Source organism: Enterobacter chengduensis (genome assembly GCF_001984825.2).
Classification (GTDB): Bacteria; Pseudomonadota; Gammaproteobacteria; order Enterobacterales; family Enterobacteriaceae; genus Enterobacter; species Enterobacter chengduensis.
Window position 1 is genome coordinate 4,886,236 of sequence record NZ_CP043318.1, and the last position, 23,713, is coordinate 4,909,948.

The 23,713-nt window shown below is 56.7% G+C and carries 19 protein-coding genes; 4 read left to right on the forward strand and 15 right to left on the reverse strand.

Translation table 11 applies throughout. From position 1 onward, the window contains the following. Window positions 1-5: 5 nt before the first annotated feature. The 11 genes from wzyE to trxA form a co-directional block, all read right to left on the reverse strand. The gene (wzyE, locus tag FY206_RS23645) at window positions 6-1,358 is read right to left on the reverse strand and encodes an ECA oligosaccharide polymerase (protein WP_032644806.1); all 1,353 of its coding nucleotides are present in this window, start codon (window positions 1,356-1,358) and stop codon (window positions 6-8) included. After that, the gene (locus tag FY206_RS23650) at window positions 1,355-2,434 is read right to left on the reverse strand and encodes a TDP-N-acetylfucosamine:lipid II N-acetylfucosaminyltransferase (RefSeq protein WP_032644807.1); all 1,080 of its coding nucleotides are present in this window, start codon (window positions 2,432-2,434) and stop codon (window positions 1,355-1,357) included. The genes wzyE and FY206_RS23650 overlap by 4 nt, the downstream gene beginning before the upstream one ends. Next, the gene (gene wzxE, locus FY206_RS23655; RefSeq protein WP_032644808.1) at window positions 2,431-3,681 is read right to left on the reverse strand and encodes a lipid III flippase WzxE; all 1,251 of its coding nucleotides are present in this window, start codon (window positions 3,679-3,681) and stop codon (window positions 2,431-2,433) included. The genes FY206_RS23650 and wzxE overlap by 4 nt, the downstream gene beginning before the upstream one ends. 1 nt (window position 3,682) lies before the next feature. Further along, window positions 3,683-4,813, reverse strand: a complete 1,131-nt coding sequence (gene rffA / locus FY206_RS23660; RefSeq protein ID WP_032644809.1) for a dTDP-4-amino-4,6-dideoxygalactose transaminase — start codon at window positions 4,811-4,813, stop codon at window positions 3,683-3,685. 4 nt (window positions 4,814-4,817) lie between these two features. Then, entirely contained in the window at window positions 4,818-5,495 is a 678-nt protein-coding gene (gene rffC / locus FY206_RS23665) for a dTDP-4-amino-4,6-dideoxy-D-galactose acyltransferase (protein WP_032644810.1), read from the reverse strand. Beyond that, window positions 5,492-6,754 (reverse strand): UDP-N-acetyl-D-mannosamine dehydrogenase, encoded by a 1,263-nt coding sequence (gene wecC, locus FY206_RS23670; protein WP_032644811.1) that lies wholly within the window; start codon window positions 6,752-6,754, stop codon window positions 5,492-5,494. Before wecC ends, rffC begins: the two co-directional genes overlap by 4 nt. Further along, window positions 6,751-7,881 (reverse strand): non-hydrolyzing UDP-N-acetylglucosamine 2-epimerase, encoded by a 1,131-nt coding sequence (gene wecB / locus FY206_RS23675; RefSeq protein WP_032644812.1) that lies wholly within the window; start codon window positions 7,879-7,881, stop codon window positions 6,751-6,753. The genes wecC and wecB overlap by 4 nt, the downstream gene beginning before the upstream one ends. A gap of 55 nt (window positions 7,882-7,936) precedes the next feature. Further along, window positions 7,937-8,983 (reverse strand): ECA polysaccharide chain length modulation protein, encoded by a 1,047-nt coding sequence (gene wzzE, locus FY206_RS23680; protein ID WP_032644813.1) that lies wholly within the window; start codon window positions 8,981-8,983, stop codon window positions 7,937-7,939. A 13-nt stretch (window positions 8,984-8,996) separates the two neighbouring features. Further along, window positions 8,997-10,100: a UDP-N-acetylglucosamine--undecaprenyl-phosphate N-acetylglucosaminephosphotransferase gene (wecA, locus tag FY206_RS23685; RefSeq protein ID WP_032644814.1), complete on the reverse strand. Its 1,104-nt coding sequence runs from the start codon at window positions 10,098-10,100 to the stop codon at window positions 8,997-8,999. Window positions 10,101-10,342: 242 nt separating this feature from the next. Then, window positions 10,343-11,602, reverse strand: a complete 1,260-nt coding sequence (rho, locus tag FY206_RS23690) for a transcription termination factor Rho (protein WP_008501566.1) — start codon at window positions 11,600-11,602, stop codon at window positions 10,343-10,345. Window positions 11,603-11,948: 346 nt separating this feature from the next. Then, entirely contained in the window at window positions 11,949-12,278 is a 330-nt protein-coding gene (trxA, locus tag FY206_RS23695; RefSeq protein WP_006179218.1) for a thioredoxin TrxA, read from the reverse strand. A 144-nt stretch (window positions 12,279-12,422) separates the two neighbouring features. Between trxA and rhlB the strand changes: the two genes are divergently transcribed. Both rhlB and gppA read left to right on the forward strand, forming a co-directional pair. Next, window positions 12,423-13,691 (forward strand): ATP-dependent RNA helicase RhlB, encoded by a 1,269-nt coding sequence (gene rhlB / locus FY206_RS23700; protein WP_032644815.1) that lies wholly within the window; start codon window positions 12,423-12,425, stop codon window positions 13,689-13,691. Window positions 13,692-13,697: 6 nt separating this feature from the next. Next, a complete protein-coding gene (gppA, locus tag FY206_RS23705; protein WP_032644816.1) occupies window positions 13,698-15,182 on the forward strand; it encodes a guanosine-5'-triphosphate,3'-diphosphate diphosphatase in 1,485 nt (494 codons plus the stop codon). 55 nt (window positions 15,183-15,237) lie between these two features. Here the strand turns inward: gppA and rep are convergent, their stop codons facing one another. Next, complete coding sequence (gene rep / locus FY206_RS23710; RefSeq protein ID WP_032644817.1) at window positions 15,238-17,262, reverse strand: DNA helicase Rep; 2,025 nt, start codon at window positions 17,260-17,262, stop codon at window positions 15,238-15,240. An 85-nt stretch (window positions 17,263-17,347) separates the two neighbouring features. On the opposite strand from rep, the gene ppiC reads away from it, so the two are divergent. After that, window positions 17,348-17,629: a peptidylprolyl isomerase PpiC gene (ppiC, locus tag FY206_RS23715; RefSeq protein ID WP_008501570.1), complete on the forward strand. Its 282-nt coding sequence runs from the start codon at window positions 17,348-17,350 to the stop codon at window positions 17,627-17,629. A gap of 86 nt (window positions 17,630-17,715) precedes the next feature. Here the strand turns inward: ppiC and ilvC are convergent, their stop codons facing one another. Next, window positions 17,716-19,191 carry a ketol-acid reductoisomerase gene (gene ilvC, locus FY206_RS23720; protein WP_021242831.1) on the reverse strand — a complete coding sequence of 492 codons (1,476 nt, stop codon included), beginning with the start codon at window positions 19,189-19,191 and terminating at the stop codon, window positions 17,716-17,718. A 152-nt stretch (window positions 19,192-19,343) separates the two neighbouring features. Between ilvC and ilvY the strand changes: the two genes are divergently transcribed. Beyond that, a complete protein-coding gene (ilvY, locus tag FY206_RS23725) occupies window positions 19,344-20,234 on the forward strand; it encodes an HTH-type transcriptional activator IlvY (protein WP_032644818.1) in 891 nt (296 codons plus the stop codon). Window positions 20,235-20,272: 38 nt separating this feature from the next. Here the strand turns inward: ilvY and ilvA are convergent, their stop codons facing one another. Together ilvA and ilvD are read right to left on the reverse strand one after the other, a co-directional pair. Beyond that, a complete protein-coding gene (gene ilvA / locus FY206_RS23730; protein WP_086379765.1) occupies window positions 20,273-21,817 on the reverse strand; it encodes a threonine ammonia-lyase, biosynthetic in 1,545 nt (514 codons plus the stop codon). Between the two features lie 2 nt (window positions 21,818-21,819). Continuing rightward, window positions 21,820-23,670, reverse strand: coding sequence for a dihydroxy-acid dehydratase (gene ilvD, locus FY206_RS23735; RefSeq protein WP_032644820.1), 1,851 nt, complete (start codon window positions 23,668-23,670; stop codon window positions 21,820-21,822). Window positions 23,671-23,713 lie beyond the last annotated feature (43 nt).

The following is a 23,713-nucleotide window of genomic DNA, read 5'->3' on the forward strand; positions in this document are numbered from 1 at the left end:
CTTACTCAGACTTGCGACAGCGTTGTGCTGCCCTGCCGCTCGCGCTTGTGCACAAGCCCCGCGCTGTCAAACAGCCAGTACAGCAGTTTGGCCAGCAACAGGCAGAGGCCGAAAACGACCATGAAAAACACCACGCGCGAAACGAATGAATCCAGTCCTTCACGCGCCAGAACGATCATATTGAAAATGGCACCAAAGCAGAAACTGTGCAAAATGGCCGCTTTGTAGCGGTTGGTCTCTTCATTACCGCGCAGGTAAAGCCAGTCGAACCACTTAATAATCAACCCCACGGCAACCGCACCGGGCAGAATGAACCACGCTCCGCCCATCACCACCAGGGAACCGATCAGCGTAGGTGAAATTGCCAGTCCGGAATGGTTGTTCAGCACTTCCCAGGTAAAATAGTTCGCGGTATTGAGCACCACGCCTGGCCGGTCCGGCCATAGCCACGTCGGAATAAACACGTAGAAGTCGCGAACAATCGGCGCCAGCCCCTGGAAATCAATCTTGTCGTAATTCTGCAGCAGCAGCGCCAGGTTTTCCCACGGCGAGAACGTATCGCGCGTCAGGTAGAGGAACGTGTAAAACGCTTCATCACCCGCCACGTTCATCCCATACCGCTTCAGCGCCAGCCAGAACATCCCCACGATGCCAAACACGCCTGCTGCAGCCAGCATCCACAGCGAGATCCAGCCGCGGATGATGCCGATAAACAGGAAGATGGCGAAGGCGATGATGATGTTCGCACGCGTGCCGCCCACAATCATGTAGGTCAGGATACCAAACGCGACGGTGCTCACCAGGAAGAACAGCCACGCTTTGCTGTCCTGGCGCAGGAAGAAGATCACCAGCATAGCCGGGATGAAGAAGTAGAAGAAACGCTTAAGCGCCACGCCCGAGACTTCGGCAGAAAAAATCTGGCTGTAGGAGTGGAGCTTAAACAGCAGGAAGCCGTTATGCATGAAGAAGATACCGACGCTGACCAGGGCGATGGTCATCAGCATCACCCACGTCAGATGGGTCTCCACCCGGTTCATGGTAAAAAGCGCGCGACGAGGGGCCGTGGCCTGCGCCGAACGCAGACGCGTTTTATAGGTAACATAGTAAACCGCATAGAAGCAGGTCGCGGCCAGAAGCGCCTGAAGCAGGATTTCCGGCGGCGCGACGCTCACGTCAAATCGGAAGACCAGTATGCTGGTAAGCGGGAAGCCGAAAAAGAAGGTCAGCAGAAACAGTAACGAGAAGAACACGTTAAAGTTGAAGCGCACCCGGCGGAATTCAAACCAGGTCAGCGTGGCGATAAACAGGGTGCTCAGAAGCCAGACAACCAGTAAGCCGCTGAATTGCAACTGACTCATGCTTTGTCTCCTGAAGCGATACGCAGCGCGCGATGCCACGGCGTGAGATAGTTCGGGCTAAAGAAGTCGATGGTACTTTTATCCACCAGCGCCAGCTGGCGCTGCGCTTCCCGCACGACCTCAACGCTCAGCGCGTCTGAGGTAAACAGCACCGGAATATGCTGTTCGGTCATGTCCAGCCAGAACGGGTTGTCGCGGTTGAGCACGCACGGTACCCCCGCCTGAATCAGCAGACACAGCGTGCCAATGCCCTGCTGCCGGGCAAAGATGAAATAGCCGAGATCGCATTTTCTCAGCAGCGCAAGATATTCATCAAAATCCAGCTTATCGCTGAGGATGTTGAGATTCTCAGCGCTAAACAGCGCCAGCCCCTGCTGGCGTACCTCATTGATGTAGGCATCGTTATTGGCCGGATACCCCATCGGCACCACCACGTTCACCGTGTCGCCAAACTGCTGATGCACCGCCCGCAGCGCCGCGACGTGTTCATTACTGCGATCGCCGGAATTTCCCACCAGAATGGTCAGCTTACCTTCACGCACCGCGTCATGTGCCATGGCGTTCAGCGACGGATCCATGCGGGTGGGGAAATAGAGCAACTCGCCGCGCACGTTCGGGTGCTGTTTAGCAAAATAGTTGAGATCGCCGCGGGTAGCAAAAACGCAGCCCACGCGCCCCTGGGCCATGCGGCGCAGAGGATAGAAAAGACGGAATTTCCAGCCGCGGGAGACTTCGTAGAGATCGGCTCCCCAGATATGCCAGCTGAACTGGGAGGGTTTAATCCCCCCGCTGAGCAGTGCCAGCCACAGGCCGGTATTGAACTGCCCGTGGAAGAAGAAACGTTGCTTACGATCCGCTTTGGCTCTGGCAACGACCGCCTTCGCCAGCGTGGCCTTATCCGGCCAGAAGCGAATCGTCAGTGCCGGAAACGCCTCGCTCAGGCCCTTATCCTGACCTGCAACCATAAACTCACGGGCATCGGGATTACCCGGTGCCAGCGCGTCGTTGAAGAACCGCAAAACGGTCTGGTTATGGTGTGGGATATCCGATCCCAGGATGTGAATCAGTGCAGTCATGCGCGTTTACGCCACAATAAAAATACGCCGCAACAGGCAGCGAAATAAACGATATAGGTTGCCATATAGGCCTGAGCCGCCCCCAGCGCACCGTGCGCGGGTATCAGCCAGTGCGAGAACGACGTCAGTAATACAAACTGGCTGATTTCCGCCAGGATATACAGCCGCAGGGACGCTTTTGCTATCACCAGATAGCCGAAAACGTAAGCACCTACTTTCAGCACATCACCCACCAGCTGCCAGGCAAAGAGATCGCGCATGGCGGTGAACTTCGCCGAGAACAGCATCCAGATGGCGACATCGCGCAATAGCCAGACGGTAAAGCTGGCCGCCGCGACGGCCGGCAACACAAAGCGCAGCGAGCGAAAAATCTCGCGCGTGATATCCTGTCTGGACGTCAAGCGCGATAAGGTTGGCAGCAAATAAACGCTAAAGGAAGCCGTAATAAACTGTAGGTAGGCGTCGGAAATACTGCTTACGCCCTGCCAGATCCCCACTTCATCCCAGCTGTAGTGCGCCGCCAGCAGGTTTCGCATCATCACGTAGGCCACCGGCAGCGTGACGGATGTAATGAGCGCCATCAGGGTGAATTTGCCCAGCTGGCTGGCAAGCGCCTTGTCCCACTGCGGTTTGAGGTAGCTCAGAGGAATGACGCCCCGACGCATCAGCATCAACGCCGCAGGCACAACAACCAGCGCCGGAACCAGCGCTAAGCCCAGCAGTGCGCCTTCATAGCCACCCAGGCGATAGCAAAAGTAATAGGCGATCACGCCGATGACGCTGCCCAGGATTAACGCCAGCGCGTTTCCGGCGGCATCGCGAAAGCCTTTCATCAGCGCCAGCAGCAGGTTCGCCCAGGCAATGCCCATCTGAACCAGCGCCACCAGACGCACCAACCCCTGATAATGGGTGTGGCCGAACAACCCCTGGCTGATGGGCGCCGCCGCCAGCAGAAAGATAATCGCTATCAGGGTCGAAAAACCCGTGACCATGGCCGAAGAGGTGCCCACCACCCTGCGCAGCTGAGCCGCATCATCATGATGCTGAGCAACGTATTTGGTCACGCCGTTGAAGATTCCCGCACCGGCCAGCACCCCAAGGACGGTGACAAGCTGGCGGAAATTCCCCGCCAGCCCAACGCCAGACGGGCCAAATGAGACGGCCAGGAGCTTGACGACCAGCAGCCCGGCGCCAATTTTTACAAGCGTGGACGCGGCGGTCCACACCGATGCTTTTGCCAGAGACATATCAGCCGAAATAGCTCAGAAGGGTATTAATCACCGTACGCTGGTTAACAGGCGCGAGGTTGTAGAACAGCGGCAGGCGAAGCAAACGCTCACTTTCTTTCGTAGTGTAACGGTCTTCACCCGCAAACGTGCCAAACGCTTCTCCGGCCGGGCTTGAGTGCAGCGGGATATAGTGGAACACCGCCATAATTTCGGCCTCTTTCAGCCAGGCGATGAGATCGCTGCGGTCGTCGTTATCGCGCAGCTTGATGTAGAACATATGCGCGTTGTGGACGCAGTCTGCCGGGATGGTCGGCAGCTCGATACGCCCGGCTTTAGCCAGAGGCGCAAGCGCATCGTAATAGGTTTGCCACAGGGAGAGACGCTGCAGGTTGATACGCTCCGCGGCTTCCAGCTGCGCCCACAGGTACGCCGCCTGCAGATCCGCCATCAGATAGCTGGAGCCAATATCGCGCCAGGTGTATTTGTCTACCTGACCGCGGAAGAACTGGCTGCGGTTGGTGCCTTTTTCACGGATCACTTCCGCACGCTCCACGAGCGCCCGGTCGTTAATCAGCGTCGCGCCACCTTCACCACCCGCCGTGTAGTTTTTGGTTTCGTGAAAGCTAAAGCAGCCGATATGGCCGATGGTGCCCAGCGCGCGCCCCTTGTAGGTGGACATAACGCCCTGCGCGGCATCTTCCACCACAAACAGGTTATGTTTTTTGGCGATGGCCATAATGGTGTCCATTTCACAGGCCACGCCCGCGTAGTGAACCGGCACGATTGCGCGCGTTTTGTCGGTGATTGCCGCTTCAATCAGCGTCTCATCAATGTTCATGGTATCCGGGCGGATATCTACAAAGACAATTTTCGCCCCGCGCAGGACAAAGGCATTCGCGGTGGAGACGAAGGTATAGCTCGGCATAATCACTTCATCGCCGGGCTGAATATCCAGCAGCAGCGCCGCCATCTCCAGGGATGCCGTACAGGACGGGGTCAGCAACACTTTGGCGCTGCGAAAACGCTGCTCCATCCACTGCTGGCAGCGACGGGTAAAACCGCCGTCACCGCAGAGCTTGCCGCTGCCCATGGCAGACTGCATATAGTCGAGTTCCGTGCCAACGACGGGGGGTGCGTTAAATGGAATCATCTTGTCACCTGTATAACCAGTAGGCGGTGGCGTCGATGTTGGCACCACTCGCAATATAACGTTTAAGCGCGGCGGTGTTGCCCAGCTGGGTCGCTACCCGCAGCGTCACAAGCTGTTGCTGCTGCGCCCAGTGCAGCGCCGCCTGCATGAGTTTTTCGCCAATGCCGCGCCCGGCTAATAAGCCAATACGCGCCTCGCGCGCGTTGAGCTTACGCAGCGAAACGAACCCCTGGATCTGACAGTCTCCTGTGCGGAAAACCAGACAGACATGGTCAAAGGTGCCTTTAACCGCATTCTCAATCCACTGGGCATAGAAACGTCCGCTATCGTCTGGCGCGTACCAGGGCGCGCGAAAGCGGCTCTGCGCAAAGGCCTGGGCCGCCATCTCACGCAGCGCGGGAATATCCTGTTCCGTTGCCGTTTCCGCGCCGGACGCATCGTGTCGGGAAAGGGTAATGGAAAGATCGACCTCACCTTCAACCAGCTGAAAGCCGTATTGCTGGAGCGCGTCAAGCAGATCGGCACGCTCCGCCGGGATCTTCGCCTGCACCCGTTGCCAGGCGGTGAAATCCGATTCAGCCAGTACCGGCGCGTCGTCGCGCAGGCGCACGATGGCCGACGGCAGGCCGAAAAAGGCACTCTCCCACTGCAGGGACTCGAGCACCCCATTCAGGCTGTTCAACGCCAGACGCCTTTAGTATCGACAATATACTGCTGACGAACGGCATCTCCGGACGTCGCTTTAAACGCTTTGTGATCCACCAGCAGCACCAGCACGTCCGCCGTCGCCAGCGCGTCGTCCAGCGCCGTCAGCGTGCAGTGCCCCGCCAGTTTTGCCGGTAATTCATGAATGTTCGGCTCAACCACCAGCGTTTCACCCTTGTGCCATTCGGCAATCATCTCGGCAATTTCCATCGCCGGGCTTTCACGCAGATCGTCAATATTGGGTTTAAATGCCAGACCAAAGCAGGCAATCTTCAGCTCGCTGGCGCGCTTGCCGCTCTCTGCCAGGCAATCCGCTACCGTCGATTTAACCTGACTGAGCACCCAATGAGGCTTGCTGTCGTTCACTTCACGCGCGGTGCGGATCAGGCGTGCCTGCGCTGGATTTTGCGCCACGATAAACCACGGGTCGACGGCGATACAGTGCCCGCCCACACCCGGGCCCGGCTGGAGTATGTTTACACGCGGATGGCGATTCGCCAGGCTAATCAATTCCCAGACGTTAATCCCCTGATCGGCACAAATCAGCGACAGTTCGTTCGCAAAAGCGATATTCACGTCGCGGAAGCTATTTTCCGTCAGCTTGCACATCTCGGCAGTGCGGGAGTTGGTTACCACGCACTCGCCTTCAAGGAAAATCTTGTACAGCGCGCTGGCGCGTTCGGAACAGACGGGCGTCATACCGCCAATAACGCGGTCGTTTTTAATCAGCTCGACCATGACCTGACCCGGCAGCACGCGCTCCGGACAGTAGGCGATGTTGATATCCGCCTGCTCTCCCGCCTGCTGCGGGAAACGTAAATCAGGGCGCGCGTCGGCCAGCCACTGTGCCATCTGCTCGGTGGCCCCCACCGGGGAGGTCGACTCCAGGATCACCAGCGCCCCTTTCTTCAGCACCGGTGCGATGGATCTTGCCGCCGCCTCAACGAACGCCATGTCGGGCTCGTGGTCGCCTTTAAAGGGCGTTGGAACGGCAATCAGGTAGGCATCCGCTTCTACCGGGATCGTGCTGGCACGCAGGAAGCCTCCCTCCACCGCCTCTTTCACCACGCGGTCAAGAGCAGGCTCCACAATATGAATTTCGCCACGGTTAATGGTCTCCACCGCGCGGGCGTTGATATCCACACCGACAACCTGTTTTTGACGAGAGGCAAACGCCGCCGCGGTGGGCAGGCCGATGTAGCCAAGACCAATGACAGAGATGGTATTAAAACTCATAGCGATACCCGATTGTGTTTAAGTGCATGCAAAATACGGCCACAGGCCTGCCCGTCTCCATACGGATTATGGGCCCGGCTCATCGCCTGGTAGGCTTCATCGTCGTGCAGCAGGTGCGTGACCTCTTCGACGATGAGCTGCGCGTTGGTGCCGACCAGACGGACGGTACCGGCTTTGACCGCTTCAGGACGTTCGGTCGTTTCACGCATTACCAGCACCGGTTTACCGAGAGAGGGCGCCTCTTCCTGAATGCCGCCGGAATCGGTGAGGATCAGCCAGGAATGGTTCATCAGCCAGACAAACGGCAGGTAATCCTGAGGTTCAATCAGCAGGACATTGTCGACATGACCCAGAATGCGGTTAACCGGCTCGCTGACGTTAGGATTGAGGTGAACCGGATAGACAATTTGCACATCGTCGTTCTGCGCCGCAATTTCCGCCAGCGCGTGACAGATTTGCTCAAAACCGCGGCCAAAGCTTTCGCGCCGATGGCCTGTGACCAGGATGGTTTTTTTGCCGTTGTGGAGGAACGGATAGCGGGCAGCGAGTTCTTTTTTAAGATCGTCATTGGCGAGGACGCGGTCACGTACCCAAATTAATGCATCAATGACCGTATTGCCGGTGACAAAGATTTTGTTATCGGCAATATTTTCACGCAGCAGGTTCTGACGCGAGTTTTCCGTTGGCGCAAAGTGGTACATCGCCAGATGGCCCGTTAACGTGCGGTTGGCCTCCTCTGGCCACGGCGAATAAAGATTGCCAGTGCGCAGACCCGCTTCAACATGCCCCACGGGAATACGCTGGTAAAACGCGGCCAGACTGGTCGCCACGGTCGTGGTGGTGTCGCCGTGTACCAGCACCACGTCAGGTTTGAATGACTCCAGGATCGGCTTAAGATCTTGTAGAATGCGGCAGGTTATCTCCGTCAACCCTTGCCCCGGCTTCATAATATTAAGGTCGTAATCCGGGGCGATGGAGAAGAGCGTTAAAACCTGATCGAGCATCTCACGGTGCTGGGCCGTGACGCACACTTTCGCTTCAATATCAGGATCGCTGGCCAGCGCATGAACCAGAGGTGCCATCTTGATGGCCTCAGGCCGGGTGCCAAATACGGTAAGTACTTTCACATCGATTCTCTTCGATTAGACGATGAAGGCTATGCCTTCATCGTAAACGGCGTTCTTAGTTTGTACGACGACGCGTTAACGCCACGCCAGCACCAACGAGTGCCCCCACAATCCCCCACATGATCATCAGGAATGCGCGGCGCGGACTGTCGCGTTTTACAGGTTCTTCAGGCGTTCGCAAATAACGATAGGTCTGAAAACGCGGGTCCAGGGATGGACCGACATTGAGCGTATTAAGCATCGCGCGATTTTGATCGTAGTCGAGGTCAAAATCAGGCCCAACGGCCTTCAGGTTTTCCAGGCGCGCCTGCAGCATAGGGCGACCAAGCAGGAACATTTCAGAATCAGGCAGCTCATCAGCCGGCACGTCCGTCTCCGTACGGGAAATATTGTGCTGTTCCGCAATTTTCAGCGCCTGCTCAACGTTATGCACGCGACGACCGAAAATGGTATTCGCCACCTCTTCCTGACGTTTCACCTGCGCTTTCATCTGAATGTTGCGGGCCGCCCAGGCACCTTTAAGCTCTTCGTTAAGATGGCTTGCGGCACGCTGGCTGGCAAACGCGACGTACTGGCGCAGCAGGTTGTTGGCGTCAGGCGCGGTTTCTGCAATCAGCTTGACGCTGTCATTCACGTTACGCAGCGCGTCGCCCGGCATAAACTGAATATTGTTAATCAGATCGTCCAGCAGGGCGGCATCGGCTTTAGTGTTATCCACCCGACGCTGCTTGAAGTAGTCAGTCTGGGACCAGAAATCGCGGCGGGTATCCCACGAAGCCAGCTGCATCACAAACTCTTTATAGGCTTCATCCATAACGGAAGCCTGGTCAGGTGTGGCAAGACTGGCTTTAATGTCCAGGTTTCGCAGGAATTGCTGCTGGGAATAATATCCCCCAAGCATGTTAACCGTTGGTTTATCCGTGATTGCCGTGGCGCTCCACTCTTGCTTTGCAAAGAAGGTATAAGCCAGCGCCAGGAGCGCAAACCCCAGCGCGATCCCCGCAATCCAAAGTTTGCCTGCCCATAACAGGCGAAACAAACCCCGAATATCCAGTTCATTCTCAGTTACCACTGATTTCGCTCCCGCCAACGGTTGAGTCATCATAGTCCCGGTTTTACTTAGTTAATGTTGTATGTTTGCCACTGTTACGACGCATCCTGCGCTTAATACGTTTAATGAAGCGTGCTACTTTCCATGCGCGCTTGATGCAGTAGCCATAGAGAGAAAAAGCTAGCAAGAACAATACCAACATAGCCCATTCAGGCACAAAATGTGTATATTCCGCCGTCACGCCAATCCCCGCCAGAATAGCAGCCGCCAGCGTAATAAGCACAAATGCCTGTCTGGAAGTGAACCCGGCTCGCATGATCAAGTGATGAATGTGCTGGCGGTCAGCAGAGAAAGGACTCATCCCTTTACGCAGGCGGCGATACATAATCGCAACCATATCCATTAACGGGATAGCGATAATCCATAATGCCGTCACCGGGCTAACAGGATGAACATCACCCTGAGTGGTTTCCAGCAAGATCCAAATGATAGTAAAGCCGATAAGGGTGCTACCCGCATCACCCATGAATACCTTATAGCGCCGTCCCAATGCGCCGAGGTTTAACAAGATATAAGGCAGGATGGCCGCAATCATGGCAAAACACCACATAGCAAGGCTATATTGCCCATCGAACCATAAAATGAAACCTATTGCGGCAAACGAGACGCAGGACAAGCCTCCCAGCAAACCATCAATACCGTCAACCATGTTGAACGCGTTGATTGCGACCCACACGGCAAATAGCGTCAGGAAGTAACCGAACGGACCGAGTTCCATCTCCCAGGAGCCAAAAATATAGCCAAGGCTGCTCAAGTGCAGTTTAGCGAAAACCATCATAGCGATCGCCACAGCAGCCTGAACGAAGGCGCGAATTTTGACGCTAATATCATAACGGTCATCAAGAGCGCCAACCACCACCAGTACCGTCGCGCAGGTCAGATACAGCCTGGCATGCGGAATATAGTAATCCGCGATAGCAAACGTGAAGCAGATCCCCGCGAAAACAGAAATGCCACCGACCAGAGGGATCATGCCTTGATGACGTTTACGAAAGTTGGGTTTATCCACTAACCCCAGATATTTCGCCACCTTACGTGCCAGAAACAAAAAGCAGGTGGTAAATAAGAAAATACTGGTTAGTTCAGCAAACGTATCAAGTAGGTTCACAATGGATGTTCTCAACAAATGTTAGTCAAGGAAGTATAACCATCAAGGCGCTGAGCCTGAAGTTATAAAGCAAACCTCTTACAGTTCCATTTGTTTATTATTCAAGCTATTAATGTTTTTACTGTGCGAATTATCTTATTGTCGCACCGCCCAGTCAAAAATTGGGAGTACAGGGTACTAGCGTATAATCCATAAAAGAAAAACGCCACGTAAAAACGTGGCGTTCGCTGGCTTTATTTGCGTTACGAGCGCTTCATCATGTCGAAGAAATCGTCGTTGGTTTTGGTCATCGCCAGTTTGTTAATGAGGAACTCCATCGCGTCAATTTCACCCATTGGATGGATGATTTTGCGCAGGATCCACATTTTCTGCAGCTCTTCCTGCGTGGTGAGCAGCTCTTCTTTACGGGTACCGGAACGGTTGTAGTCGATAGCCGGGAAGACGCGTTTTTCAGCGATCTTACGAGAAAGATGCAGTTCCATGTTACCTGTACCTTTAAATTCTTCGTAAATCACTTCGTCCATTTTTGAACCGGTATCGATCAGCGCCGTCGCGATAATGGTCAGGCTGCCGCCCTCTTCCACGTTACGCGCGGCACCGAAGAAGCGTTTCGGACGGTGCAGGGCGTTAGCATCCACACCACCGGTCAGCACTTTACCGGACGCCGGAACCACGGTGTTGTAGGCGCGCGCCAGACGGGTAATGGAGTCAAGCAGGATGATCACGTCTTTCTTGTGCTCAACCAGGCGTTTCGCCTTCTCGATGACCATTTCCGCAACCTGAACGTGGCGAGAGGCTGGCTCGTCGAAGGTTGAAGCAACCACTTCACCTTTAACCAGACGCTGCATCTCGGTCACTTCTTCCGGACGTTCGTCAATCAGCAGCACCATCAGTACGCAGTCTGGGTGATTATAGGCGATGCTCTGCGCGATGTTCTGCAGCAGCATGGTTTTACCCGCTTTTGGCGGCGCCACAATCAGACCACGCTGGCCGCGACCAATAGGTGATGCCAGATCCAGAACGCGCGCCGTTAAATCTTCGGTCGAACCGTTACCACGCTCCATGCGCAGGCGAGAGTTCGCGTGCAGCGGCGTTAAGTTCTCAAAGAGGATCTTATTACGCGAGTTTTCAGGTTTGTCGAAGTTAACTTCGTTGACTTTCAACAGCGCAAAGTAGCGTTCACCCTCTTTAGGAGGACGAATCTTACCTGAAATGGTGTCACCAGTGCGGAGGTTGAAACGGCGGATTTGGCTAGGGGATACGTAGATGTCGTCAGGGCCGGCGAGGTAGGAGCTGTCTGCAGAGCGGAGGAAACCAAATCCGTCTTGCAATATCTCCAGCACACCGTCGCCAAAGATATCTTCGCCACTCTTAGCGTGCTGCTTCAGGATGGCGAAAATGATGTCCTGCTTGCGCATACGAGCCTGGTTTTCCAGCCCCATATTTTCGCCGAGAGTGATCAGCTCAGAAACCGGCGTATTCTTTAATTCGGTAAGATTCATAATGGTGTGGGTTCTTAAACTCGGGGTGATTCTCGAACTTAATGTTGTGAATGGTATGGCAGGGTCATCCATGCCTGTTTAGCGGCCATCAACTCATGTCTGTTCGCTGTCTGGTCACAGGGAAAGAACGCAGAACTGAAACGACAAGACGGATTTGAGTGACAAGCCCGGAATTTAGCCACTTCACGCACTGTTCATGTCAACAACGGGAAGTATCGGGTAAAACAAGATTCAAACAACAAGATATGTTTAAAACGAAGTCATAGCTAACTTAGCACGACTTCAGCCGGGCGTCCAGAGTTCCACATCATTTAGCCGGGAGCTCTGAACGCGCAGCGGAGAAACCTTACGCCAGGTTAGCGTCCAGGAACTCTTTCAGTTGACCTTTGGACAGCGCGCCCACTTTGGTCGCTGCCACTTCGCCGTTTTTGAACAGCAGCAGGGTCGGGATGCCACGGATACCGTATTTTGGTGCGGTGCCCGGGTTCTGGTCGATGTTCAGCTTGGCAACGGTCAGTTTGCCCTGATATTCGTCAGCGATCTCATCCAGAATCGGGGCGATCATTTTGCAAGGACCACACCATTCAGCCCAGAAATCGACGAGGATCAGCCCGTCAGCCTTAAGTACGTCCGTGTCAAAACTGTCGTCAGTCAGGTGAATAATTTTATCGCTCATATATAACTCCACAGGAATAAGCCTGGTACGTTGGTTTTGTCTCCACCAACGACGTGTTGATGTCGCATTAACCAACTAAAGGTTGACTTTATTTCACCGGATACGCTTTCGTAAAGCAATAGTAAGCTGATATTCTACCACACTATGAGCAAAACACATTTAACAGAACAGAAGTTTTCCGACTTCGCCCTGCACCCAAAAGTGATCGAAGCCCTTGAAACTAAAGGGTTTCATAACTGCACGCCCATTCAGGCCCTCGCGCTGCCGCTGACGCTGGCCGGTCGCGATGTTGCAGGGCAGGCGCAAACCGGTACCGGCAAAACGATGGCGTTTTTGACGTCAACGTTTCATTATTTACTTTCTCACCCAGCGATTGCAGACCGCAAAGTTAACCAGCCGCGCGCGCTCATTATGGCCCCGACGCGAGAACTGGCGGTACAGATCCACGCAGACGCTGAACCCCTGGCACAGGCTACTGGTCTCAAGCTTGGCCTGGCCTATGGCGGTGACGGCTACGATAAGCAGCTGAAAGTGCTGGAAAGCGGCGTGGATATCCTGATCGGTACCACCGGCCGTCTTATCGATTACGCCAAACAGAACCACATTAATCTCGGCGCAATCCAGGTTGTGGTGCTTGATGAAGCCGACCGTATGTACGATCTGGGCTTCATTAAAGATATCCGCTGGCTGTTCCGCCGCATGCCGCCGGCCAATCAGCGTCTGAATATGCTGTTCTCTGCCACCCTCTCTTATCGCGTGCGTGAACTGGCGTTTGAACAGATGAACAACGCCGAATATGTGGAAGTGGAGCCTGAGCAGAAAACGGGTCACCGCATTAAGGAAGAGCTCTTCTATCCTTCTAATGAAGAGAAAATGCGTCTGCTGCAAACGCTGATCGAAGAAGAGTGGCCGGACCGCGCCATTATCTTCGCAAACACCAAACACCGCTGTGAGGACATCTGGGGCCATCTGGCTGCGGACGGTCACCGTGTTGGCCTGCTGACCGGCGACGTGGCGCAGAAAAAACGCCTGCGCATCCTCGACGAATTTACCCGTGGCGATCTTGATATTCTGGTCGCAACCGACGTGGCGGCACGTGGTTTACACATTCCAGCCGTGACGCACGTCTTTAACTACGATCTGCCAGACGACTGCGAAGACTACGTACACCGTATCGGTCGTACCGGTCGTGCGGGCGCAAGCGGTCACTCAATTAGCCTTGCGTGTGAAGAGTATGCGCTGAATCTTCCAGCCATCGAGACCTATATCGGTCACTCTATTCCGCAGAGCAAATATAATCCGGAAGCGCTGTTAAGCGAACTGCCGCCGCCTAAGCGTCTAACCCGCCCACGCTCCGGCAATGGTCCGCGTCGTTCAGGCGGCGCACCGCGTAATCGTCGTCGTTCAGGTTAAAAAAATATGCTCAGCTCCACCTCGCTTTATGCGGCAATTGATCTCGGTTCGAATAGTTTTCATATGCTGGTTGTGCGCGAGGTGGCGGGAAGCATACAAACGCTGACGCGCATCAAGCGCAAGGTCCGCCTCGCGGCGGGCCTGAGCAGCGACAATCACCTCTCACCTGAAGCCATGGAACGTGGCTGGCAGTGTCTGCGACTCTTTGCCGAGCGTCTGCAGGATATCCCTCATGCCCAAATCACCGTGGTGGCTACAGCCACGCTCCGCCTGGCGGTTAACGCCGTGGATTTTATTGCCAAAGCGCAGGAAATTCTGGGTTGTCCGGTACAGGTTATCAGCGGTGAAGAAGAAGCTCGCCTGATTTATCAGGGCGTTGCACACACCACGGGGGGTGACGATCGCCGCCTGGTGGTGGATATCGGCGGTGCCAGTACCGAGCTTGTGACCGGCACCGGCGCGCAGGCAACGTCGCTCTTCAGCCTGTCGATGGGCTGCGTGACCTGGCTTGAGCGCTATTTTACCGATCGTAATCTGGGTAAAGAAAACTTCGACGAGGCGGAAAACGCCGCGCGCGACGTGTTGCGCCCGGTGATGGACGAGCTGCGCTATCACGGCTGGAAGGTCTGCGTGGGCGCCTCGGGTACCGTGCAGGCTCTGCAGGAAATCATGATGGCGCAGGGAATGGACGAGCGGATCACGCTTGCCAAACTTCAGCAGCTAAAACAGCGCGCCATTCAGTGCGGACGCCTGGAAGAGCTGGAAATTGAAGGCCTGACGCTGGAGCGCGCCCTGGTCTTCCCGAGCGGGCTGGCTATCCTTATCGCCATTTTCACCGAGCTGAATATCCAGTGTATGACTCTGGCCGGCGGCGCGCTGCGCGAGGGTCTGGTCTACGGGATGCTGCATCTGGCGGTCGATCAGGATATCCGCAGCCGTACCCTGCGCAACGTGCAGCGTCGTTTTCTGGTTGATATCGATCAGGCAGGGCGCGTATCGCAGCTGGCGTCACGTTTCGCCGATCGGGTCGCTAACGTCTGGGATCTTGATAATCTGAGCCGGGATCTGCTGCTGAGCGCCTGCGCGCTACACGAAGTGGGGTTAAGCATAGATTTTAAGCAGGCACCGGCGCATGCAGCGTATCTGGTACGGAATCTCGATCTGCCGGGCTATACGCCCGCGCAGAAAAAATTGCTGGCAACGCTGCTGCTGAACCAGACCAATGCCGTCGACCTCTCCTCTCTGCATCAGCAAAACGCCGTACCGCCGCGCGTGGCCGAGCATCTGTGCCGTCTGCTGCGTCTGGCGATTCTGTTTGCCAGCCGTCGCCGCGACGATCTGCTGCCTGCCATTAATCTGGTGGCGAATGACGAGACGCTTTCGCTGACGCTGCCGGAGAACTGGATCGATCGTCACCCGTTAGGGGCAGAGATGATCGAGCAGGAGTGCCAGTGGCAGAGCTATGTGCACTGGGTGCTGGAAGTGAAATAAGATCGTGAAAAATGCCGGGTGGCCTACGCTTACCCGGCCTACAAGCCTTTCGGACTCATCCTTTCTCTTTGGCTTTTGCCAGCATGGCGCGAATGTTCGCCACGTTAGCCTGGCCCTTGTGCATCCGCTCTTCAGCGGTAATCACCTTGCGCTCCTGCTCCCAAATCAGGTCATCCTGCGGCAGTTCCAGCAGAAAACGGCTCGGCTCCGGGCGGACCAGCTCACCGTACTGGCGGCGCTCTTTGCACAGCGTGAACGTCAGCTCTTTCTGCGCGCGGGTGATCCCCACGTAGGCCAGGCGGCGCTCCTCGTCGACGTTGTCTTCATCAATGCTGCTCTGGTGCGGCAATAATCCCTCTTCCATACCGACCAGATACACATACGGGAACTCCAGACCTTTCGACGCATGCAGCGTCATCAGCTGCACCTGATCGGCCTCTTCTTCGCTCTCGCCGCGCTCCATCATGTCGCGCAGGGTGAAGCGGGTGACCACCTGGGTCAGGGTCATCGGCTCGTCGATTTCCGAGCCTTCCAGCATTTCAGTCATCCAGCTAAAGAGCTGGTTAACGTTTTTCATCCGCATCTCAGCCGCTTTCGGGCTGGCGGACGTTTCGTATAGCCAGGATTCGTAATCAATACCGTGGATAAGATCGCGCACCGCCGCCACCGGCTCACGCTCTGCGAGACGCTGCACGTCGCCAAGCCAGTGGGTGAAGCGGGTGAGATTATCGTATCCGCGCCCCGTCAGCGTCTGGCTCAGGCCCATATCAAAGCTGGCGGTAAACAGGCTTTTATTGCGGGTCATCGCCCACTCGCCCAGCTTTTGCAGCGTCGCCGGGCCAATCTCGCGCTTCGGCGTATTTACGATGCGCAGAAACGCGCTGTCGTCATCCGGGTTAGTGAGCACGCGCAGATAGGCCAGCAGATCTTTAATTTCTGGCCGTGAGAAGAACGAGGTGCCGCCCGAGATTTTGTACGGTATGCGGTTCTGCATCAGCATCTTTTCAAAGACGCGCGACTGATGATTGCCGCGATAGAGGATCGCGTAATCCTTATATTCAGTTTTGTTGACGAAGTGATGGGCGATGAGTTCGCCCGTGACGCGCTCCGCTTCATGCTCTTCGTTGTTGGCGCTGAGCACTTTCAGCTCCGTACCATAGCCCAGCTCGGAGAAGAGACGCTTCTCAAACACGTGCGGGTTATTGGCAATCAGGATGTTTGCCGCCTTCAGGATACGCCCGGAGGAGCGATAGTTCTGCTCCAGCTTAATCACCTGCAGCGCCGGGAAGTCTTTGCTCAGCAGCACCAGGTTTTGCGGACGCGCGCCGCGCCAGGAGTAAATTGACTGGTCGTCATCGCCTACCACGGTGAAACGCGCGCGCTGGCCCACCAGCAGCTTCACCAGCTCGTACTGGCTGGTGTTGGTGTCCTGATATTCATCCACCAGCAGGTAGCGGATTTTATTCTGCCAGCGCTCGCGCACTTCTTCATTGCGCTGTAAAAGCAGCGTCGGCAGCAGGATCAGGTCGTCGAAGTCCAGCACGTTGCACGCTTTCATGTGCGCGTCGTACAGGCCATAGCAGTGGGCGAAGATCCGATCCCGTTCGCCTTTGGCGATCGCCGCGGCCTGGGCCGGGGTCATCAGATCGTTCTTCCAGTTCGAAATCGTCGAGATCAGCTGCTGCAGCAGCACCTTGTCATCTTCGATCAGCCCCTCGGTGAGCTCTTTGAGCAGCGCCACCTGATCGGTGTCGTCGAAGAGCGAGAAGTTGGACTTCATTCCCAGCGCGGCATACTCGCGCTTAATGATATCCAGCCCAAGCGTGTGGAAGGTGGAAATCATCAGGCCGCGCGCCTCTTTACGGCCCAGCGTCTGACCGACGCGCTCTTTCATCTCGCGCGCCGCTTTGTTGGTAAAGGTGACCGCCGCAATGTGGCACGCCTGATAGCCACAGCCGCGGATCAGGTGGGCAATCTTGTTGGTGATCACGCGCGTTTTACCGGATCCCGCGCCCGCCAGCACCAGACAGGGTCCAGTGACAAATTCGACGGCTTGTTGTTGTCCGGGGTTTAGACGCATAAGTGATCGCTCAATGAAAGTCAGGAGGGGAGAATAACAGCGTGATAGTATAGCGAGCCTAATCCATACCACTCAAGGCACGATCATGGCAAAAACAGCAGCAGCACTGCATATTCTTGTTAAAGAAGAGAAACTGGCTCTGGATCTTCTGGAGCAGATCAAAAACGGCGCCGACTTCGGCAAGCTGGCGAAGAAACACTCTATTTGTCCGTCAGGCAAACGCGGCGGTGATTTAGGTGAGTTCCGCCAGGGCCAGATGGTGCCGGCATTCGATAAAGTGGTCTTCTCCTGCCCGGTGCTGGAGCCAACCGGCCCGCTGCACACGCAGTTCGGCTACCACGTGATTAAAGTACTGTATCGCAAATAAAAAAGCCGGGTGGCGGCTGCGCCTTACCCGGCCTACATCTTACGGTTTTGTAGGTCGGGTAAGCGAAGCGCCACCCGACAGACCGATTAACCTGCTACTGCGATACGCTTCATATCGGTCATGTAGCCACGCAGTTTGTGACCCACTTTCTCGATCTGGTGGCTACGAATCGCTTCGTTCACATCGCGCAGCTGCGCGTTATCCACCGCGCCTTCCGCAATCGCTTTGCCCAGATCGCCCGTCTGCAGGGTGGTCATAAATTCTTTCAGCAGCGGCACGCAGGCGTAAGAGAACAGGTAGTTACCGTATTCTGCGGTATCCGAGATAACCACGTTCATTTCGTACAGACGCTTACGGGCGATGGTGTTCGCGATCAGCGGCAGCTCGTGCAGTGATTCGTAGTACGCAGACTCTTCGATGATGCCGGAATCCACCATGGTTTCGAACGCCAGCTCAACGCCTGCTTTCACCATGGCGATCATCAGGACGCCTTTATCGAAGTACTCCTGCTCGCCGATTTTACCTTCATACTGTGGCGCGGTTTCGAACGCGGTTTTACCGGTCTCTTCACGCCAGGTCAGCAGTTTCTTATCGTCGTTCGCCCAGTCCGCCATCATCCCGGAAGAGAACTCGCCGGAGATGATGTCGTCCATGTGTTTCTGGAACAGCGGTGCCATGATGGTTTTCAGCTGTTCAGACAGCGCGTAAGCACGCAGTTTTGCCGGGTTAGACAGACGGTCCATCATCAGCGTAATACCGCCCTGCTTCAGCGCTTCGGTGATGGTTTCCCAGCCGAACTGAATCAGTTTTTCCGCGTAGGCCGGGTCGGTGCCCTCTTCCACCAGCTTGTCGAAGCACAGCAGGGAGCCCGCCTGCAGCATGCCGCAAAGAATGGTTTGCTCGCCCATCAGGTCAGATTTTACTTCAGCGACGAAGGAAGATTCCAGAACGCCCGCGCGGTGGCCGCCGGTCGCCGCAGCCCATGCTTTGGCAATCGCCATGCCTTCGCCTTTCGGATCGTTTTCCGGGTGAACCGCGATCAGGGTCGGCACGCCGAAGCCACGCTTGTACTCTTCGCGAACTTCGGTACCCGGGCACTTCGGCGCTACCATCACCACGGTGATGTCTTTACGGATCTGCTCGCCCACTTCAACGATGTTGAAGCCGTGGGAGTAACCCAGCGCCGCGCCGTCTTTCATCAGCGGCTGTACGGAACGCACAACGTCTGAGTGCTGCTTGTCCGGGGTCAGGTTAACTACCAGATCCGCCTGCGGGATCAGCTCTTCGTAGGTACCCACTTTGAAGCCGTTTTCGGTCGCTTTGCGCCAGGAAGCACGCTTTTCAGCAATCGCTTCTTTACGCAAGGCGTAGGAGATATCCAGACCGGAGTCACGCATGTTCAGGCCCTGGTTCAGACCCTGTGCGCCACAGCCGACGATGACCACTTTTTTACCCTGAAGGTAGCTCGCGCCATCGGCAAATTCATCGCGCGCCATGAAGCGGCATTTGCCCAGCTGCGCCAGCTGCTGGCGCAAGTTCAGTGTATTAAAGTAGTTAGCCATGGGTGATACCTCGTGATGTTGTGTGTCTTATTGTTCGGTTCGCGTTTTAGCGAGAATGTACCCACATTACAACAGGAAATTTATTGCGGAAATTGATATATTCACAACGTCATGTTGCAATTTTTGCAATGTAAAAAGAGGGAGTGAAATCGGTGGATTTACGCGATCTGAAAATGTTTCTTCACCTGGCGGAAAGCCGTCATTTTGGCCGCAGCGCCCGGGCGATGCACGTTAGCCCCTCCACGCTTTCACGCCAGATCCAGCGCCTTGAGGAAGACCTCGGCCAGCCGCTATTCGTGCGCGACAACCGCACCGTCACCCTTACGGAGGCGGGCGAAGAACTGCGCATTTTTGCCCAGCAGACGCTGTTGCAGTACCAGCAGCTGCGTCACTCGATTGACCAGCAGGGGCCGTCGCTGTCCGGCGAGCTGCATATTTTCTGCTCCGTGACCGCCGCCTATAGCCATCTGCCGCCCATCCTCGACCGCTTCCGCGCCGCGCATCCGTCGGTTGAAATTAAGCTCACCACCGGCGACGCCGCCGACGCGATGGAAAAAGTGGTGACGGGCGAAGCGGATCTCGCCATTGCCGGGAAACCCGAAACGCTGCCGGGCGCGGTAGCGTTCTCAATGCTGGAGAATCTGGCGGTGGTGCTGATCGCCCCGGCGCTGCCCTGCCCGGTGCGTAACCAGGTGTCGGTGGATAAACCGGACTGGTCCACGGTGCCGTTTATCATGGCCGACCAGGGGCCGGTGCGTCGTCGTATTGAGCTATGGTTCCGCCGTCAGAAAATCAGCAACCCGTCGATTTACGCCACGGTCAGCGGCCATGAGGCGATGGTATCGATGGTGGCGCTCGGCTGCGGCGTGGCGCTGCTGCCGGAGGTGGTGCTGGAAAACAGCCCGGAGCCGGTACGCAATCGCGTAATGATTCTGGATCGCAGCGATGAGAAAACGCCGTTCGAACTTGGCGTGTGCGCACAAAAAAAGCGGCTGCATGAGCCGCTTATTGATGCGTTCTGGACGATATTGCCGAACCATTGAAGTCGGGTGGCGCTGCGCTTACCCGACCTACGATCCGCTTAACCTGCAAGGAAAAAACGAAACGCCGGGTTGTGGGTTTCGTCGTGACACTCATAGCCAAGCTCGTTCAGCCGCGTTTCGAAATCCGGCTCGTGCTCGCCCAGTTCGAACGCCGCCAGCACGCGGCCGTAGTCGGTACCATGGCTGCGGTAGTGGAACAGGGAGATGTTCCAGTGCGTGCCCAGCGTGTGCAGGAACTTGAGCAGCGCGCCCGGTGACTCCGGGAACTCAAAGCTGAACAGACGTTCCTTAAGCGGCTTAGAGGGACGCCCGCCGACCATGTAGCGCACGTGCAGCTTCGCCATCTCATCGTCCGAGAGATCGACCACGCTGTAGCCACCTTCGTGCAGGAGGTTCAGGATCTCCTTACGCTCTTCCAGCCCGCGGCTCAGACGCACGCCGACAAAAATGCAGGCGTCTTTGGCATCGGCAAAGCGGTAGTTAAACTCCGTCACCGAACGACCGCCCAGCAGCTGGCAAAACTTCAGGAAGCTGCCCTTCTCCTCCGGAATGGTCACCGCCAGCAACGCTTCACGCTGTTCCCCCAGCTCGCAGCGCTCGGACACGTAGCGCAGGCCGTGGAAGTTCACGTTGGCACCGGAAAGCACGTGCGCCAGACGCTCGCCGCGAATGTTGTGCTGGGCGATGTATTTTTTCATTCCCGCCAGGGCCAGCGCGCCGGAGGGTTCCGCCACCGCACGCACGTCTTCGAACAGATCTTTCATCGCCGCGCAGATCGCGTCGCTATCCACCGTGACGATATCGTCGAGATATTCCTGGCAGAGACGGAAGGTTTCATCCCCGATGCGTTTTACCGCTACGCCTTCGGCAAACAGCCCAACGCGCGGCAGATCCACCGGATGTCCGGCATCCAGCGCCGCTTTCAGGCAGGCAGAGTCTTCCGCTTCCACGGCGATGACTTTGATCTGCGGCATCAGCTGTTTGATCAGCACCGCCACGCCCGCCGCCAGCCCGCCGCCGCCCACCGGGACGAAGACGCGGTCGAGATGGGCATCCTGCTGCAGCAGTTCCAGCGCCAGCGTGCCCTGACCGGCAATCACCATCGGGTGATCGAACGGTGGCACCCAGGTGAAGCCCTGCTGCTGCGCCAGCTCGATCGCTTTGGCTTTGGCTTCGTCAAAGTTAGCGCCGTGGAGCAGCACTTCGCCGCCGAAACCGCGCACCGCATCGACTTTAATGTCGGCGGTCGCCATCGGCATCACGATCAGCGCTTTCAGCCCCAGACGGGCAGACGAGAACGCCACGCCCTGGGCGTGGTTACCCGCCGACGCGGTAATGACGCCGCGCGCTTTTTGTTCCTCGGTCAGCCCGGCCATCATCGCGTAGGCGCCGCGCAGCTTAAAGCTGTGCACCGGCTGGCGGTCTTCGCGCTTCACCAGAATGACGTTATCGAGGCGCGACGAGAGCTTTTCCATTTTCTGCAGCGGCGTGACCTGCGCCGCTTCATAGACCGGCGCGCGCAGCACCGCTCTCAGATATTCCGCCCCCTCGGGGGCGGCGGATAAGGGTTGTGACTCGGCCATCATTAGCCCCCAAGTTTCGATTTATCGCGCACCGCGCCTTTATCTGCACTGGTGGCAAGGCTCGCGTAGGCGCGCAGGGCGAAGGAGACTTCACGCCGGCGGTCTTTCGGCGTCCAGGCTTTGTCGCCGCGGGCTTCCTGCGCTTCACGACGGGCCGCAATTTCCTGGTCGCTCAGCTTGAGCTGAATGCCGCGGTTCGGGATATCGATCTCAATCAGATCACCGTCTTCAATGATGGCGATGTTGCCGCCGCTTGCCGCTTCCGGCGAAACGTGACCGATAGAGAGACCTGACGTACCGCCGGAGAAACGGCCGTCGGTGATAAGCGCACAGGCTTTGCCGAGCCCCATAGACTTCAGGAAGGTGGTTGGGTAGAGCATCTCCTGCATGCCCGGGCCGCCTTTTGGACCTTCATAGCGAATGACAACCACGTCGCCTTCCACCACTTTGCCACCGAGAATCGCCTCTACCGCGTCGTCCTGGCTTTCGTACACTTTCGCCGGGCCGGTGAATTTCAGGATGCTGTCGTCCACGCCTGCGGTTTTCACGATGCAGCCGTTTTCCGCGAAGTTACCGTACAGCACGGCCAGACCGCCGTCTTTGCTGTAGGCATGTTCCAGCGAGCGGATGCAGCCTTCGGCGCGGTCATCGTCCAGCGTGTCCCAGCGGCAGTCCTGCGAGAACGCCTGGGTGGTACGAATACCTGCCGGGCCGGCGCGGAACATCTTTTTCACCGCGTCGTCTTTGGTCAGCATGACGTCGTACTGGTCCAGCGACTCCGGCAGCGTCAGACCGAGCACGTTTTTCACGTCACGGTTCAGCAGCCCGGCGCGATCCAGCTCGCCGAGAATACCGATGACGCCACCGGCACGGTGCACGTCTTCCATGTGGTACTTCTGGGTACTTGGCGCGACTTTACACAGCTGCGGCACCTTGCGGGACAGCTTGTCGATGTCGCTCATGGTGAAATCGATTTCGGCTTCCTGCGCGGCGGCCAGCAGGTGCAGAACAGTGTTGGTCGAACCGCCCATGGCGATATCCAGGGTCATGGCGTTTTCGAACGCGGCCTTACTGGCGATGTTGCGCGGTAGCGCGCTGGCGTCGTCCTGCTCGTAGTAGCGCTTGGTCAGCTCAACGATGCGCTTGCCGGCGTTGAGGAACAGCTGCTTGCGGTCGGCGTGGGTCGCCAGCAGGGAACCGTTGCCCGGCTGCGACAGGCCCAGCGCTTCGGTCAGGCAGTTCATGGAGTTCGCCGTGAACATCCCGGAACAGGAGCCGCAGGTCGGACACGCGGAGCGTTCAACCTGGTCACTCTGCTCGTCAGAGACTTTCGGATCCGCGCCCTGGATCATCGCATCGACCAGGTCGAGCTTGATGATTTTGTCGGAGAGCTTGGTTTTCCCCGCTTCCATCGGACCACCGGAGACGAAGATCACCGGAATATTCAGGCGCAGGGAGGCCATCAGCATCCCCGGGGTGATTTTATCGCAGTTGGAGATACAGACCATCGCATCGGCGCAGTGGGCGTTGACCATGTACTCCACCGAGTCGGCGATCAGCTCGCGCGACGGCAGTGAATAGAGCATGCCCCCGTGGCCCATTGCGATACCATCATCCACCGCAATGGTGTTGAACTCTTTCGCCACGCCGCCGGAGGCTTCGATTTGCTCGGCAACCAGCTTGCCGAGATCGCGCAGGTGTACGTGGCCCGGTACGAACTGGGTGAAGGAGTTCACCACGGCGATAATCGGTTTGCCGAAATCGGCGTCGGTCATCCCGGTGGCGCGCCACAGTGCGCGGGCACCCGCCATGTTACGGCCGTGAGTGGTGGTGGCTGAACGATACTTAGGCATGCTTTATTGACTCCCGTCTGACTATGTAATGGGACGGTGCGTG

Bases quoted from the DNA above. Each gene is read 5' to 3' on its own strand.
- wzyE (WP_032644806.1), bottom strand. From the start codon at position 1,358: ATGAGTCAGTTGCAATTCAGCGGCTTACTGGTTGTCTGGCTTCTGAGC.
- FY206_RS23650 (WP_032644807.1), bottom strand. From the start codon at position 2,434: ATGACTGCACTGATTCACATCCTGGGATCGGATATCCCACACCATAAC.
- wzxE (WP_032644808.1), bottom strand. From the start codon at position 3,681: ATGTCTCTGGCAAAAGCATCGGTGTGGACCGCCGCGTCCACGCTTGTA.
- rffA (WP_032644809.1), bottom strand. From the start codon at position 4,813: ATGATTCCATTTAACGCACCCCCCGTCGTTGGCACGGAACTCGACTAT.
- wecC (WP_032644811.1), bottom strand. From the start codon at position 6,754: ATGAGTTTTAATACCATCTCTGTCATTGGTCTTGGCTACATCGGCCTG.
- wzzE (WP_032644813.1), bottom strand. From the start codon at position 8,983: ATGACTCAACCGTTGGCGGGAGCGAAATCAGTGGTAACTGAGAATGAA.
- rho (WP_008501566.1), bottom strand. From the start codon at position 11,602: ATGAATCTTACCGAATTAAAGAATACGCCGGTTTCTGAGCTGATCACT.
- trxA (WP_006179218.1), bottom strand. From the start codon at position 12,278: ATGAGCGATAAAATTATTCACCTGACTGACGACAGTTTTGACACGGAC.
- rhlB (WP_032644815.1), top strand. From the start codon at position 12,423: ATGAGCAAAACACATTTAACAGAACAGAAGTTTTCCGACTTCGCCCTG.
- gppA (WP_032644816.1), top strand. From the start codon at position 13,698: ATGCTCAGCTCCACCTCGCTTTATGCGGCAATTGATCTCGGTTCGAAT.
- rep (WP_032644817.1), bottom strand. From the start codon at position 17,262: ATGCGTCTAAACCCCGGACAACAACAAGCCGTCGAATTTGTCACTGGA.
- ppiC (WP_008501570.1), top strand. From the start codon at position 17,348: ATGGCAAAAACAGCAGCAGCACTGCATATTCTTGTTAAAGAAGAGAAA.
- ilvC (WP_021242831.1), bottom strand. From the start codon at position 19,191: ATGGCTAACTACTTTAATACACTGAACTTGCGCCAGCAGCTGGCGCAG.
- ilvA (WP_086379765.1), bottom strand. From the start codon at position 21,817: ATGGCCGAGTCACAACCCTTATCCGCCGCCCCCGAGGGGGCGGAATAT.
- ilvD (WP_032644820.1), bottom strand. From the start codon at position 23,670: ATGCCTAAGTATCGTTCAGCCACCACCACTCACGGCCGTAACATGGCG.